Genomic DNA, 14,931 nt, shown 5'->3' on the forward strand with positions numbered 1-14,931 from the left:
GTCGGGGCGGGTCTCACCAACCTCCATGGTCAGTACAGCCAGGCACAGCTAGGCCGTGCCGCGGGCCCTGGCCCTCCGGTGCCCCACGTGTTCAGGCAGCCGCTCGTGGCGCAGGTAGTCGCGGGTGAACACCCCGGTCCCGTGCGAAACGGACCGCAGTTCGACGGCGTAGCGCACGATCTCCAGTTCGGGCACCTCCGCGCGGATCACGATCCGGCCGCCCGCCACCGTCTCGGTGCCCACCACCCGGCCGCGCCGGGCCGAGAGGTCGCTCAGGACCGCGCCCAGGAAGGCGTCGTCAACCTCCACGGCCACGGTGTCCACCGGCTCCAGGACGGCCAGCTCCGAGGCTGAGGCGGCGTCGCGCAGCGCGAGCCGACCGGCCTTCTGGAAGGCCATGTCGGAGGAGTCCACCGAGTGCGCCCTGCCGTCGTACAGGGTGACGCGCAGGTCCACCAGCGGGTACCCGTCATCCACTCCGTCGGCCATCTGGGCACGGATCCCCTTCTCCACCGAGGGGACGTACTGGCGGGGGACCACACCGCCGACGACCCGGTCGACGAACTCCAGGCCGGCCCCGGACTCCAACGGCTCCACCCTGATCCGGCACACCCCGAACTCGCCGTGTCCGCCGCTCTGCTTGACGTTGCGGCCCGTCCCCTGGCCGGGGACGGTGAAGGTCTCCCGCAGCGGGATCCTGACCTCCTCGGTCCGCACCCGCACCCCGTAGCGGTGCTCCAGGCGGTCCAGCGCCGCGTCCAGGTGAGCCTCTCCCAGGCTCCACAGGACCATCTGGTGGGTCTCCGGGTTGACCCGGACCCGCAGTGACGGGTCCTCCGCGACGACTCGGGAGACCGCGTGGGAGAGCTTGTCCTCGTCGGAGGCGGAGGCCGCGGAGACGGCCACCGGCAGCATCGGGTCGGGAAACCGCCAGGGCGACACCCGGAGCGGGAGTTCGGGCGCGGACAGGGTGTCGCCGGTCCGTGCGGCGGGCAGCTTCGACACCAGGCACAGATCTCCGGCGATCACCTCACCGACCGGGCTGGTCCGGCGGCCGAGCGGCACCGACAGCGAACCCAACCGCTCGTCCTCGCCGGTCCGGTCGAGTTCCTCGGCATTGCCCAGCCCCGTGCGAACCCCGTGGCCGTGCAGGTGGACGCCGGCGTCGGGGGCCAGCGTCCCGGAGAAGACCCGCACCAGGCTGATCCGGCCCACGTAGGGGTCGCTGGTGGTGCTGAGGACCTCGGCGACCAGCGGCCCGTCCGGATCGCAGGACAGGCCCCCGACGGGCCGCCCGTCGGGCCGGGCCACCGGAGGGAACGGACGCCGGGTCGGGTCCGGGCAGGAGAGCGGGAGTTCGCGGAGCAGCTCACGCACGCCCACGCCCCGGGTCGGGCTGGTCGCCAGCACCGGGTGGAAGCCGCCCGCGGCCACCGCCTTCTTGAGGTCCTCGATGAGCAGGTCGGGGTCGAGCTCGCCGCCCGCCATGTAGCGGTCCATGAGGGCCTCGTCCTCGCTCTCGGTGATGACCTCCTCGATGAGGGTCTCCCGCAGCGGCCCGGCCTGTCCGCGCAGCCACTCGGGTGCCGGGCACGAAGAAGGGGCGGTTCCCGGCCCGCCCCCGTCGGAGTAGTCGTAGTAGCGCTCCGAGACCAGGCCCCAGAGCCCCACCAGTTCGCGTTGGTCGCCCGACCCCTCCACAGCGGGCACGTAGGCGGCGTGCACCCCGGGTCCGAAGGCCTCCTGGCACTGTCCGACCACCTCGTCGAAATCGGCCCGGGGGTGGTCGACCTTGGTGACGGCCACGGCGCGGGGCATCCCCACGGCGGCGCACTCCTCCCACAGCATCCGGGTGCGTCCGTCCACCCCGTCCAGGGCGGAGACCACGAACAGGGCGGCGTCGGCGCCGCGCAGCCCCGCGCGCATCGCCCCGACGAAGTCGGCGTAACCGGGGGTGTCCAGCAGGTTGACCTTGACGTCGCCGACCATGACCGGGTTGACGGTCAGGTGCACGGATCGCCTCTGGCGGATCTCGACCTCGTCGTGGTCGCTGACGGTGGTGCCCTCCTCCACGCTGCCGGGGCGTTTGATCTCCCCGGCGGCGTGGAGCAGCGCCTCGACCAGGGTCGTCTTTCCGGCACCGGTCGGTCCGACCAGCGCGACGTTGCGGATGTTCTGGGGCCTGTCGGCCCCGGGCACGGTTACGGCTCGGTCTACCATCCCTGCTACCCAGCCCTTCGGGGTCCGAGCGGTGGTCGACCAGGACCACCGAAAGTGTGACCTGTGACACTGTCTACGGTCGCCTGTCCCGGGCCCGACCACAAGAGGTCATCGGTCGGACATCGTCGGAGGGCACCATCTGAGTGCCTATGAACCGACTTGTTCTTCTAGGCTGTTGCCCGTGCCATGGTCGGAGAGTCTTCCTCAATTCAGTCTCGCCGGGACCCTTCTGACGGTCCTGCTGCTGTTCTTCGCGGCGTTCGGCGAGCCCCTGCTCGGACGCCGCGCGTTCACGTGGCTGTCCCACCGCCGGGACGGCGACGAGCGCGCCCTCGGGCTGCTGTACGCCGTCACGATGGCTGTCCACGTCCTGTGGGGCCTGCTGGTCCTCGTGGTCCTGCTGCTGTCGCCCGAGCTGAACCTGGTCGACCTGGGACTGCGCACCCCGGACGCGTTCGCTCCGGTCGTGGGCGCCGCAGCCGGCGGGCTCCTCGCACTGGCCGTGTTCTGGGTGCTGGTCAACGGCCTGCCCGCCAGGGACCGCATCCCCTTCCTGGACAGGCTGCCCGGACGCGGTGCGGCCAAGGGGACCGAGGCCGGGCAGGGCCGGTCGGGCCGCCGCGGACGCCGCGCGAGCGGTCACCGGGGGCGCCGGGGCTCGGGCAGGCCGACGAGCCTGCCCGAGCCCGGCCACCAGCAGTACCTCCTGCTGCCGCGCACCCGCAGGGAGCAGGGCCTGGCCGCGGGTATGGCGGTCACCGGGGGCGTGTTCGGCGAACTCCTCTACCGGGGCCTGTTCATCACCCTCGTCGCCAGCATGGGCGCCCCGCTCTGGTCCGCAGCCGTGCTGTCGATCCTGCTCTTCTCCGCCGCCCACGCCTACCAGGGCTGGTGGGGCCTGCTCAGCGCGGGCTTCTCCGGAACCCTGTTCACCGTCCTCTACCTGGGTACGGGGAGCCTGGTCGTCCCGGTCCTCGTCCACGTGGCCCTGAACCTGCGCTCGGTGGCCTTCCCGCCCGTCTCGGAACACCGGGCTCCGGAGGGCGCCGCCCACCACGACGACCATGACGACGACGGCTCCTACGAGGACGACCGCCACGACGACGGGTACGGGTACGACGGGTACGGGTCCGATGAGCAGGGGTACGGCCGGACCGGAGAGTTCGAGGCGGTCGGGCCCGGGGAGGAACCGCCGGGGGTATCCGCGCCGTACCAGCAGGCCCCGTCCACCGGCACACCCGCGTTCGGGACGCCGGCCTTCGGGACGCCCGCTCCTCAACAGCAGGCCCCGCGGCCCTACCCGCCGGCGCCGCCCGCAGGGCCCTCGGGCCAGTACCCGCCGGCGCCGCCCGCGTACGGTTCCGGCGATCCCCGGCACCACCGGTCCGAAGGCGACACACCGGGGCCGGGCGTCCCCTACCGGAACTGATCGTGCACGATGGAGTGGTGTCCGACGCCATCGACCACTCCATCGCACAGCCCGAGGAGAACCGTTTCTGGCTGACCACCTCGGACGGGGTGGGGATCGACGCCGTGCTGCTGCGCCGCGCCGGGGCCCGCACCACCGCGGTGGTTGTCGCCAACGGTTTCACCGGGACCTACCGGAGCCCGCACACACGCGCCATCGCCGAGGAACTGCTGCCCGTCGGCGACGTGATGACCTTCGACTTCCGGGGCCACCACGGCTCCGGTGGCCGCAGCACCGTCGGCAACGCCGAGATCCACGACCTGGAAGCGGTGGTGAACCGTCTGCGTGAACTCGGCTACACGCACATCGCCGTGGTGGGTTTCTCGATGGGTGCCGCGGTCGCCGTCCGGCACGCCGCCATCTACGGCGGAACCTGTGCGGTGGTGTCCGTGAGCGGGCCCAGCCGCTGGTACTACCGGGGCACCCGGGCGATGCGCCTGCTCCACCTGGGAATCGGTAGGACGCTCGGCCGCGCCTTCCTGAAGCGCTTCCGCAAGGTCCGCGTCACCGACCAGCGCTGGAACCCCACCCCGGCCGAGCCCCGTGAGGTCGCGGGGGAGATCTCACCCACGCCGCTTCTGGTCGTGCACGGTGACGCCGACGGCTACTTCCCGGTGGCGCACGCCACCGCCATCCACGACGCCGCGCGCGAACCCAAGGAGCTGTGGATCATCCCCGGGATGGGCCACGCGGAGCGGGCGGTCACCCCCGAGCTGACGGTCCGGCTGCGCCGGTGGATCGGTGAGCGGCTGCCCCCGCGGGAGCAGCCCCGGTAGCCGGCCCGGACCGGGGCCGGAGGGTCCGGGGGCGCATCGACAGCCCACCGTGACTCGGCTAGAAAGGACGGATGATCCGATCTCGCTCCTCCTCCACCGGAACCGGGGCCCCGGAGTTCACCGAGGCAGACCTCCCCGGCCTGCGGGGTCGGGGCTTCGCCCTGCTCATCATGGCCACAGCGGTCGGCCTGTGCGGGTTCGCCGCCGTCCTGCCCCTCGTGCCCCTGTGGGCGAGCCGGGGCGGCGCGGGCGAGTTCGGGGCGGGCGGCACCACCGCCGCGTTCATGCTCACCACCGTCCTCACCCAGCTGGGCATGCCCTGGCTGCTGGACCACGCGGGCGGCTACCGGTGGACGTTCCCCGTCGGTTCCCTCGTCATGGGCCTGCCCATGCCGCTGTTCGCCCTCACCACCGAACTCGGCCCGCTGGTGGCGGTCTCGGCGGTACGCGGAGTGGGATTCGGGATGGTCACCGTGGCCGGGACGGCGCTCGCCGCCCGCCTGGTCGCCAAGGAACAGGTCGGCCGGGCCACCGGCTACTACGGCCTCGCCGTCGGACTGCCGCAGATCGTCATCCTGCCCGGCGGTGTGGCGCTGGCGCTCAACATCGGCTTCGGTACCGCCTTCTGGCTCACCGGGATCTGCGGTGTGCTCGCGGCGGTGCTGGCCTCCGGGATCTGGTTCGCCGACGGGGGTCGTAACCGGGCGGCGCTGCGCGGCGCGGACGCGGGCGCCGGCCAGCAGGGCGGGGACGGGAGGCCGGAGTCCCCTCGCGGACTTCGGCTCCTGGCCGCCCTGGCCGCTCCACTGGTCATCATGCTGGTGGTCTCCTCGGCCGCCAGCGCGGTCGTCACCTTTCTCGCGATTCCGCTCGAACAGGCTGCCTGGCTGGTCAGCGCCCTCCTGGCCGCTTACGCGCTCACACTCGTCACCGGCCGCTGGACCGCGGGGGTCGTGTACGACCGGTACCGGCGCACCCTCCTGCTCCTGCCCGGGATGGCCGCCGCGGTCGTGGGCGCGGGCCTGCTCACCGCCGGACTGTGGGCCAACGGAGACGGTGCGCCGGGCGCGGGCGTCGCCCTGCTGGTGCTGGCGGGGACGGCGCTGTTCGGGCTCGGTTTCGGCGCCGTGCAGAACGAGACCGTCACCGTGATGTTGGGCCGCGCCGGACCGGCCGGGTACGGCCGGGCCAGCGCGGTGTGGAACATCGGCTACGACGCGGGCACCGGGGCCGGGGCGATCGGCCTCGGCCTGGTCATCCAGCTCATGGGTTACGGCCCGGCCTTCGCGGCGGTGGCCGTCACCCTGACCGCCGTCCTCCCGCTCGCCCTGCGGCGCCGCCGAGCGCAGGGGAGGACCGGACTCAGTACGAGCTGATGTGCACGTGGTCGTAGTGGTTCTGGGTCAGGTCGCCGCGGTCGTTCATCCACGTCCACTGGCGCGACGTCGACTGCCAGATCTGCTGCTCCCAGATGATGTACTTGATGCCCAGCCGGTCGGCGTTGGCCGTGCCGTAGTCGGAGATCTGCTGGCCGAGGGACTTGTTCGCCGCTGAGGGAGCGGCACCGTTGGCGCTCATCATGAAGTCGCAGGCCCGGCCGGTGCCGTGGTCCTGTGCGCTCGGCCGCCAGCAGCTCACCGGGTAGGGCGCGCCGAACTTCATGATGATCTCGTCGCGGATGGCCGCCATGCGGGGCGTGGTCTGCTCCCAGCCGCTGCCGCGTGAGCTGTCGGGGACCGTGCCGTTGCCGGGAGTCTCGGGGATCTGCTCGGCCTCGTACTCCTTGATGCGCTCCTCGACCTCCTCGCGCTGCTCCTCCAGCTCCTCGACGAGGTCGGAGGCCTCGCCCAGCTCCTCCTGGAGCTCCTCGGTGACCTCGGCCTGCTCGTCGCGCAGATCGATGAGTTCGGAGATCTGCTCGGCCTGGCTGTCCCCGAGGTACTCCATGGTCGCGGCGTCGTTGAACATGTCCTCGGGCTCGCTGGAGAAGACGATCTGCAGGGTCGGGTCGAAGCCGTCGCCCTTGTAGCGGGCCGCCGCGATGGCCGACACCCCGCCGCGGGAGTTCTCCAGGCGTTCGTCGAGGTCCTCCAGCTCGGCCTTGGCGGCCTCCACCCGGTCCTTGATCTCGGTGTACTGGAGCAGCTCGCCGTCGTAGGTGTCCTCCAGCTCCTCGGCACGCTTGTTCAGTTCGTCGATGTCCACGTCGTCGTCCGGGTCCGCATGGGCCGCACCGGGCAGACCGATGAGGGCCAGGGCCGTGAGAGCGGCGAGGGACGCCGTTATCCGGCCGTGGCGAGGGGCGTTACGAGGAGTGGATGTCATTGTCTGCTCCGTGGACGGTCTGAGAGCATCCGCTACGCCGGGGGGACGGGCTGGGCCGTCACGGGAGGGGAGTTGCTCAGCAGACCATACGAGATCTTGGCGTTACGTGCACAGTGAGTCGACTCGCGTTGCTGTGGGGGAATGGCGGGGGTCTGTCCAGAAGATACCCGGGCCGAGTGACCAAGCCGGACGCCCGGGCCCGTGAACGCCGTTCGGATCAGCCGTTGCCGCCGAAGGCACTGGGCAGGCGCACGGAGGTGGTCGGGGCGGGCTTGTCCGCGGGCAGGAACCAGTCCGAGCGGCGGATGTCACGCAGGGCCCGTTTGCGGTTCTCGGCGTCCAACCGGTCGATGTAGAGCATGCCGTCCAGGTGGTCGGTCTCGTGCTGGAGGCACTGCGCCATCAGCCCGGTCCCCTCGACGGTGACCGGTTCGTTGCGCAGGTCCACGCCCCTGACCACGGCGCGCTCGGCGCGCTCGGTCCGGTACCAGAGCCGGGGGATCGACAGGCAGCCCTCGTCGCAGTCCTGGAGTTCGGCCGACAGCTCGACGATCTCCGGGTTGATCACGTAGCCGATCCGGTCCTCGACGGCGTAGCTGAACACCCGCGAACCCACTCCGATCTGGGTGGCGGCGACACCGGCGCGCCCGGGGGCGTCCACCGTGTCGAGGAGGTCGCGGACCAGCTTCTCCGTGCGCTGGTCGAAGGTGGTCACGGGTGCGGTCCTGGTCACGAGGACGGGATCGCCGAAGCGGACGATGGGGCGCATGGTCATGCGACCAGGTTAGTTGCAGGCCGCAGTCGCCGGGCACGGAGCGGGAGAGGCCGGGCGCACCGCCGTAGGGTCGGGAGCCGTTGCGTGGGCGGGCTTGTGGCGGGGGAGCGCAGCGGAGCGGGCCGCGTAGAGGAGCGCGGGGGCGGAGCGGTTCAGGTGGCCAGGCCGGGGCGCAGGGACTCGTCCAGGAGCATCTCGATGTAGTCCAGGGCGGCGCGGCGGCGGGCGAGGGCGCTCTCGTACAAGGAGGGTGCCTGAACCCCGCGGCGGACGCGCAGGCACTCGTTGACGATGCGCTGCCAGCGCTCGGGGAAGGCGTGCAGGGCGTACAGGCCCGCACCGGACTTGGAGGTGATCTCGCCGGTTCTGAGCGTGAAGTGCAGGCGACTGACGCTCAGCACGCTCCACGAGGGGGCGAGGGAGCCGAGGACGGCGAGGCCGCGCGGGGTGACCAGGCGTCCGGCCTTCTCCCGCCAGCGCCGCCACTGTTCGTCGAGCGACCCCAGGGACCAGGTGCGCAGGCCCTCCGGCTCGTCCCACACGTCCAGTTCCACGGGGTGCGGTCCGCGTACGGTGACTCCGCGGTCGGCCAGGACGTGCCAGTTGGCCGGGTTCACGTCGGCGGAGGCCCGGTGGCGGAACCTGCCGTTGACGACGGAGGGGACGGGGGCGCAGTCGGCGGGGTCCCGGTTGAGCTCCTCCGAGGTGACGTGGATGCCGTTGAACTGGGGGCGGGGGACCTCCTGCCGGGTCCGGGCGTGGATCCGGCGCAGGGTGTCGAGGTCGCCCCGCTCGACGCGGCGGCCGGTCACGACGACGAAGTCGACGTCGCTGGTGTGCGGACGGAAGTCGCCGAGAGCGATCGAACCGGTCAGGTAGAGGCCCTGGACCAGTCCGGGGGCCTCCTGGTCAGCGTTGGCGAGGAAAGCCTGGGTCAGCGTCTGCACCCGAGGGTGGACGGCCATGCTCACTCCAGTCTGGGGCGGTTCGGTGGTGGCTTGCGGGTCGGTTCGAACGGAGGTCGCGCCGGTGCGCTGTGCGGGGCCCTCCCGCTCCCGTGGCGGAACTGGCGCCGAGGTGCTGGTGGGGCCCTGCGGCCCTCCGTTGTTTCCCAAGTGTGGTCGGGGCGTCGGATGATGGCAAGTGATCACGCCGGACTCTCATCCTGTCCCCCCACGTCAAGTGGTGTGCGGTTATGACAGGGAGGGGGAGTGCACACCCTTGACAGCGAGAGTGCCCCTGTGGCAGGGGACGCGCGGTCCACGGGCGCGGGCGGACCGTGCGGCGGTCGCGGTCCCCAATGCGCCTTTCCTGCGGTGCGCCCATGCTCATTCCTTCGCACGTGCACCTGGCTCGTGCATTTGCATTCGCGGTTTTCCGGGTTGGATTTCTCTAGGGAGATTCCGGGGCTCGATATCGGAAAAGTGGCGTCCAGCACGTTCTACTCGTCGGTAGTTTCTGGGATCGTGTGCCGACTTCGTATGTTATGCGAGGTCAGTGCTCTTTGTCTGTGGTGTCTGGGGGGTGGTCGCGTTCTCCGTGCGGTGTCCGGAGACGCACGACACCTCCGGGGGAAGTGGACACGGGGCCGTTCTTGATGGATTGTTATGATTCACCAAGGCTTCCCCAGGTGATAACCAAGTAAGCCATTGTCTGCTGTTTTCATCCGCGTAACACAAGGGCACTCCCCTGAAACTGTGCCCCTTTACGCTCGGCGGGTGACGGTAGAACTCACAGCGACCCAAGGAGCCGTGCATGGTCCCCACGATGGTCCTCGTAGCCGATGATTCGCGTGACGCCCACCGACGCGAGGCCCTGTGCGGGCTGGCGGAAGCGGTGGCCGAACGCGGTGAGGCGCCCGTGACGGCAGCCTTCGGCAGTCCCGCCGAGGTCAGCGCCACGATCCGCTCCGTCCGCGGCCCCAAGGTGGTGGTGCCCGCCTTCGTCGCGGGAGGGGACGTCGCCAGCGCCCACCTGCTCTCCCGGCTCGACCTCGGTCAACTGGAGAACTCCTGCCACACCTCGCCCCTGGGCGCGGTCCCCTCCATCGTCGCCGACCTCGCGGGTCGCCTCGCCGACTCCGGATGGAGGACCGAGGACGGCGTGGTCCTCGCGGCCGACGGGACCACCGGCGCGGAGGAGCGCCAGGTGGTCATGGACGTGGCCCGGATGCTCAGCCGCAGGCTCTCCTCGCCGGTCCAGGTCGGATACCTGCGCACCTGGGCGCCCTCCGTGTTCGACGCGGTCGACCGACTGCGCCGCGACGGTCGCGACCGGGTCGCGGTGGCCGCCTGGAGGCTGGTCGACGGCCCCGACTTCGACTTGTTGCGCGGGCTCGAAGCCACCGCCATCACGGCCCCGCTGTGGCCCTCCGAGCTGGTCGTGGACACGCTCCTGGCCCAGCACCGGGCGGCCAAGAGGAGGCTCACCTGACGTACGCGCACCGGTACCCGAGGTGATAACGCCGCTGAGAACAGCCACGACATCGTTACCCGGGCCACGCGGGTGGGTAGGAGCCCCATGGGTGGGAACTCCCCACACCCGCAGCGCGGTACCCGCCGACGTGTCGACACCCGAGTGGTGCGGAGACGGTGCGGGCGCGGCCCCTTCACGAAGTTCGTGCGTGTCAGCCCGGTGCGGAGCTCCTCCCGAGGCCGGTTCGGGCCCCGAAGGCGCTCGTCCTCCGCGGACCTCCCCGTCCGTGGACGCGAGACGGGGCCGGGCTCCGGCGGTCGTCGACGCGAGCGAACCTAAGGTGGATGTATGAACGACGTCACAGCGCAGTTCGTCGATGGCCGACAGCGCCGCCGTCTCGAACGGCGCTTCGGAGCCCATGTCGCCGCATGGCTCACCGAACTGCCCGCGATCGTCGAGAAGCTCGCCGCCGAGTGGGGGCTGACCGTCGAGGGCCCCGCCCCGCACGGTCGTACTTCCGTCGTCATCTACGTCCGTTGCGCCGACGGCAGTGAGGGAGTCCTGAAGATCTCCCCGGACAGCGGACTCGCCACCTCGGAAGCAGGGCTCCTGCGGATGTGGAAGTCCTCCGCGCGCGTCCCCGACGTGTGGGGCGTGGACGCCGAGCGCGGAGCGATCCTGATGGAGCGGATCGAGGGCGAGACGGTCGCGCGCACGGGTGCGGTCCCCCCGATGGAGACCATCGGAGGTCTCATCGCCCAACTGCACGCGGTCCGGGTCAGCCCCGCCGAGCGGATGGAGCTGCGTCCGCTCTCCGCGCGCGTGCAGTACGTGTTCGAGGTGTGCGGAAGGGAACGCGACGAGGGGCCGGCCGCCGACATCGTTCCGGCCGCGCTGATGCACCGGGGCGCCGCCTCCGCCAGGGACCTGGCCCACGGGACGGTCGATGTCGTCCCGCTGCACGGGGACCTGCACCCGGGCAACGTCATCGACGGCGGCGCACGCGGACTCGTCGTCCTCGACCCGCGCGCCTGCCTGGGTGACAGCGCCGCGGACGCGGTCGACTGGGCCGTGTGGAAGGCCGAGAGCATCGCCGAGGTGGAGCGCCGCGTGGGTGTGCTCTCCGACGTGATGGCGGTGGACGGCGACCGGATGATGGAGTGGGTGCGGGCCTTCGCCCCCTGCTTCGCGGTTGCCAAGGTCAACCGGGGACAGACCGACTCCGTGGAGTTCGACCTGATGATGGACCTGTGCGGGGCGCCGACCTGACGGTCCGGTCCGCAGGATGTGCCGGGGCGTCCTCGGGAACGCTCCGAGGTCACCCCGGCACCCGGTAGCCCGGGACCGAGGGCCAGCGGACGGTCAGCACCACCGACTCCTCCTCGGCGCGCCAGGAGTGGCCGACCCCCCCGTCCCCACACCACGTAGTCGCCCTGCTGTTCCAGTATCACGCTCCGGCCCGGGAGCCCCACCCGGAACCGTCCGCTGATCAGCACCAGCAGTGCGGTGCGCTCCTCCGCCACCACCCAGGCGGTCCGCTCGTCGCCCGCCGGGTGCACGCCCCACTTGATCTCGACGTCCTCGCTGTGGCGGGGGTCGGCGGGATCCTTGAAGTGGCCGAGCAGCCACCCCCGGTCCAGAGCCGAGTCCTCACCCGCGTTGCCCACGTGGACGCCGCCGTTCTCCACCCCGCCGTTCGGTGCGTCGTCGTCCATCGGGATCGCTCAGCCCTCGCGTTCGAAGCGGTAGCCGCGACCGGCCTCGGTGATCAGGTAGCGCGGGTGGGCCGGGTCCGGTTCGAGCTTGCGGCGCAGTTGGGCCAGGTACACCCGCAGGTAGTTGGTCTCGTTCTGGTAGCTGGGCCCCCACACGTCGTGCAGCAGCTGCCGCTGGCTGACCAACTGCCCGGCGTTGCGGGCCAGGAGCTCCAGGATGTGCCACTCGGTGGGGGTGAGCCGCACCTCCTCGCCGTCGCGCAGCACCCGCTTGGCCCCCAGGTCCACGTCGAAGGACCCGGTGCGCACCACCGGGGCCTCCTCCACCAGAACGGCCCGGCGCTCGGCGGCCCGCATGCGCGCCAGCAGTTCGTCCATCCCGAACGGTTTGGTGACGTAGTCGTCCGCGCCCAGGTCGAGGCACCGCACCTTCTCACCCGCGGAGTGCCGGGCCGACAGCACCAGGATGGGCACCTGGGACCAGCCCCGCAGTCGCTGGATGACCTCGACGCCCTCCATGTCCGGCAGGCCCAGGTCCAACAGCACCACGTGGGGGTGGTTCTCCGAGGCCAGCCTGAGCGCGCCCGCACCGTCCGCGGCGGTGTCCACGTCGTAACCGCGTGCTCGGAGGTTGATCCGCATCGCCCGGATGATCTGCACGTCGTCGTCAACGACCAGGACCCGCATCGGTCCGCCTCTCCTCTTCGTCACCGCTGTCCACCGCCCGCAGGGTGAACACCATCGTCAGTCCGCCGCCGGGGGTGTCCTCGGGGGCGAGGGTGCCGTGCATCGCCTCAACGAAACCACGCGCCACGGCCAACCCCAGACCCACCCCCGTGCCCTGGGGGGCGTCGCCCAGACGTTGGAAGGCCTCGAACATCCGCTGCTTGGCCTCGTCCGAGACCCCCGGTCCGCGGTCCACCACCCGCAACTGCACGCTCTCGCCGTGCGCGCTCGCCGCCACCAGCACCGGTGTCCGGGGGTCGGGGTTGTACCGCACCGCGTTGGTGACCACGTTGGCCACGGCCCGGTCCAGCAGGCCCGCGTCCACCCGCACTCGCGGCAGGCCCTCCGGGACGTCCACCACGACCGCGTCGCCGGGCACCCCCAGCAGGGTCGCCGGGAGGACCTCGTCCAACGCGACCGCGCGGAGCTTGGGCCGCACACTGTCGGTCTGCACCCTGCTCATGTCCAACAGGTTCCCGATGAGCCGGTTCAGCCGGTCCGCCGACTCCTCGACGGTCTCCAACAGCTCCGCGCGGTCCTGCGCGGAGAGTTCGATGTCGGTGGCCCGCAGGCTGGACACACTCGCCTTGATGGAGGTCAGCGGGGTGCGCAGGTCGTGCGAGACCGCAGCCAGCAGCGCCGTGCGAATCCGGTTGCCCGCCACCTGACCGCGCGCTTCGGCCGCGTCCCAGGCCAGACGCCTGTGCTCCAGGGCGATGCCCACGTGTGTGGCGAAGGCGCCCAGCACCCCCCGGTCGGCGGCGGGCATCACCCGGCCGCGCAACCCCAGCGCCACGGTGTCGGAGACCGACACCAGGGCGTCCGCCTCCTCCGGGGACTCACAGGCCGGGGCGCCCACACTGTGCACCGCGTGCCAGCGGCCGTCGTCCAACCGCTCCAGCAGGGTCGCCGACCGCTGCCCGAAGGTCTCCCGGATCCGCCGCAGCAGCGCCTGGAGCGGTTCGTTCCCGGACAGCACACTCGCCGCCAACAGGGTGATCGCGTCCGCCTCGGCCCGGCCGCGCGCCGCCTGCGCCGAGCGGCGGGCCGCCATCTCCACCATCACCGCCACCAGTGACCCCACCAGCACGAACACCGCCATCGCCAGGAAGTTGTCCAGGGACACCGAGGGCCGTCCGTGCAGCGGCGACAGCAGCACCGTGAGCAGGACCGCGCTCCACAGGGCCGAGGCCAGAGCCGGGCGCAGACCCCCCACTGCGGCGGTGACCACCGTGATGAGCAGCAACAGCAGGGGATCCGAGGCCGGGCCGACCCCGTCGAAGACCGGCAGCGCCAACACGAGGGTGAGCAGGAGCGGGGCCATCAGCGCCAGCGCCCATCCCCAGACCCTGCGGTGCCCGTTCAGGCCCCGGCCCGGTGCGGGTAGCGGCCAGCGGCCCCGGCCCACCTCCTCGTGCGTGACGATGTGCACGTCGATGTCACCGGACTCCCGCGCCACGATCGTGCCCACCCCGGGCCCGAACACGTACTGCCAGGCGCGGCGGCGCGAGGAACCGAGGACGATCTGGGTGGCGTGGACGCCGCGTGCGAACTCCAGCAGGGCCGAGGGCACGTCGGCCCCGACCACCTGGTGGTAGGTGGCGCCCAGCTCGGCGAGCAGGCGTCGTTGCCGCAGCAGCTCACCGGTGGGCCGTTCACCGATTCCGTTCGGCGGGACCACGTGCACCGCGAGCAGGTGGCTCGGCTGTGGACGGCCGCTGCGGGAACGGGCCGCGACCCGGGCGGCGCGGCGGATCAGCGTCTCGCCTTCGGGCCCCCCGGTCAGCGCCACCACGACACGCTCCCGTGCCTCCCAGGTGTTGCGGATCTCGTGTTCGCCCCGGTAGCGGGCGAGCCCCTCCTCGACCCGGTCGGCGGTCCAGAGCAGGGCGAGTTCGCGCAGGGCCGCCAGGTTGCCCTCGCGGTAGAAGTCGGCCAGCGCCGCGTCCACCCGCTCCGCGGGGTGCAGGTCGCCGCGGGCCATCCGGCGACGCAGCTCCTGGGGGGTGACGTCGACGAGTTCGATCTCCTCCGCCTCGCGCACCACCCGGTCGGGGACGGTGTACTCGGGCCGCACACCGGTGATCTGGTGGACGACGTCGTAGAGGGAGTCCAGGTGGTGGACGCCCACCGTGGACAGCACGTCGATCCCCGCGTTGAGGAGCTCTTCCACGTCCTGCCAGCGGGTGGGGTTGGGGGCTCCGGGACCGTTGGGCCGGGCCAGGTCGTCGACGAGGACCAGTTGGGGTGCGCGGGTGATCACCGCGGCGGTGTCCACCGAACCGGAGGGGTGCGGCGGGAGGGTCTCCAGGCCTTCGAGGAGCTCCGAGGTGTGGAGCCGGCGGTGGGTGTGCACCGCGCCGACCACGACGTCGGCCCCGAGTTCGGCCCGGCGGCGCGCCTCGGCCAGCGCGTGGTGGGTGGTTCCGACACCGGGGGCGGAACCCAGGTGGATGCGGAGTCTTCCTTTCACGTTTCCCATTGTGGGTCCGGGGGCGTGCTCCCGGTTCG

At 71.7% G+C, this 14,931-nt stretch carries 11 protein-coding genes; 5 read left to right on the plus strand and 6 right to left on the minus strand.

What is annotated here, in order from left to right:
* Positions 1–48: 48 nt before the first annotated feature.
* Positions 49–2,220, minus strand: a complete 2,172-nt coding sequence (locus IE195_RS21535) for an elongation factor G-like protein EF-G2 (RefSeq protein ID WP_191274425.1) — start codon at positions 2,218–2,220, stop codon at positions 49–51.
* A gap of 181 nt (positions 2,221–2,401) precedes the next feature.
* On the opposite strand from IE195_RS21535, the gene IE195_RS21540 reads away from it, so the two are divergent.
* The 3 genes from IE195_RS21540 (at position 2,402) to IE195_RS21550 (ending at position 5,840) form a co-directional block, all read left to right on the plus strand.
* On the plus strand, positions 2,402–3,649 hold the full coding sequence (locus IE195_RS21540; protein ID WP_191274427.1) for a CPBP family intramembrane glutamic endopeptidase: 1,248 nt from the start codon (positions 2,402–2,404) through the stop codon (positions 3,647–3,649).
* Positions 3,650–3,666: 17 nt separating this feature from the next.
* Entirely contained in the window at positions 3,667–4,464 is a 798-nt protein-coding gene (locus IE195_RS21545; RefSeq protein WP_191274429.1) for an alpha/beta hydrolase, read from the plus strand.
* 71 nt (positions 4,465–4,535) lie between these two features.
* Positions 4,536–5,840, plus strand: coding sequence for an MFS transporter (locus tag IE195_RS21550; protein WP_191274431.1), 1,305 nt, complete (start codon positions 4,536–4,538; stop codon positions 5,838–5,840).
* On the opposite strand, the gene IE195_RS21555 is transcribed toward IE195_RS21550, so the two are convergent.
* The 3 genes from IE195_RS21555 to IE195_RS21565 form a co-directional block, all read right to left on the minus strand.
* Positions 5,827–6,789, minus strand: a complete 963-nt coding sequence (locus IE195_RS21555; RefSeq protein WP_191274433.1) for a coiled-coil domain-containing protein — start codon at positions 6,787–6,789, stop codon at positions 5,827–5,829. The two genes, IE195_RS21550 and IE195_RS21555, sit on opposite strands and share 14 nt — an antisense overlap.
* A 217-nt stretch (positions 6,790–7,006) precedes the next feature.
* Positions 7,007–7,564: a peptide deformylase gene (gene def, locus IE195_RS21560; protein ID WP_191274435.1), complete on the minus strand. Its 558-nt coding sequence runs from the start codon at positions 7,562–7,564 to the stop codon at positions 7,007–7,009.
* Between the two features lie 152 nt (positions 7,565–7,716).
* Positions 7,717–8,529, minus strand: coding sequence for a nucleotidyltransferase domain-containing protein (locus IE195_RS21565; RefSeq protein ID WP_191274437.1), 813 nt, complete (start codon positions 8,527–8,529; stop codon positions 7,717–7,719).
* Positions 8,530–9,319: 790 nt separating this feature from the next.
* Between IE195_RS21565 and IE195_RS21570 the strand changes: the two genes are divergently transcribed.
* On the plus strand, positions 9,320–9,997 hold the full coding sequence (locus IE195_RS21570; protein WP_191274439.1) for a sirohydrochlorin chelatase: 678 nt from the start codon (positions 9,320–9,322) through the stop codon (positions 9,995–9,997).
* Positions 9,998–10,327: 330 nt separating this feature from the next.
* Positions 10,328–11,248, plus strand: a complete 921-nt coding sequence (locus tag IE195_RS21575) for an aminoglycoside phosphotransferase family protein (RefSeq protein WP_191274441.1) — start codon at positions 10,328–10,330, stop codon at positions 11,246–11,248.
* Between the two features lie 455 nt (positions 11,249–11,703).
* Here IE195_RS21575 and IE195_RS21580 read toward each other — a convergent pair whose 3' ends face one another.
* The gene (locus IE195_RS21580) at positions 11,704–12,381 is read right to left on the minus strand and encodes a response regulator (protein ID WP_191274713.1); all 678 of its coding nucleotides are present in this window, start codon (positions 12,379–12,381) and stop codon (positions 11,704–11,706) included.
* Positions 12,362–14,902, minus strand: a complete 2,541-nt coding sequence (locus IE195_RS21585) for an ATP-binding protein (RefSeq protein WP_191274443.1) — start codon at positions 14,900–14,902, stop codon at positions 12,362–12,364. Before IE195_RS21585 ends, IE195_RS21580 begins: the two co-directional genes overlap by 20 nt.
* Between the last annotated feature and the right edge of the window lie 29 nt (positions 14,903–14,931).

Source organism: Nocardiopsis terrae (genome assembly GCF_014651695.1).
Lineage (GTDB): Bacteria > Actinomycetota > Actinomycetes > Streptosporangiales > Streptosporangiaceae > Nocardiopsis > Nocardiopsis terrae.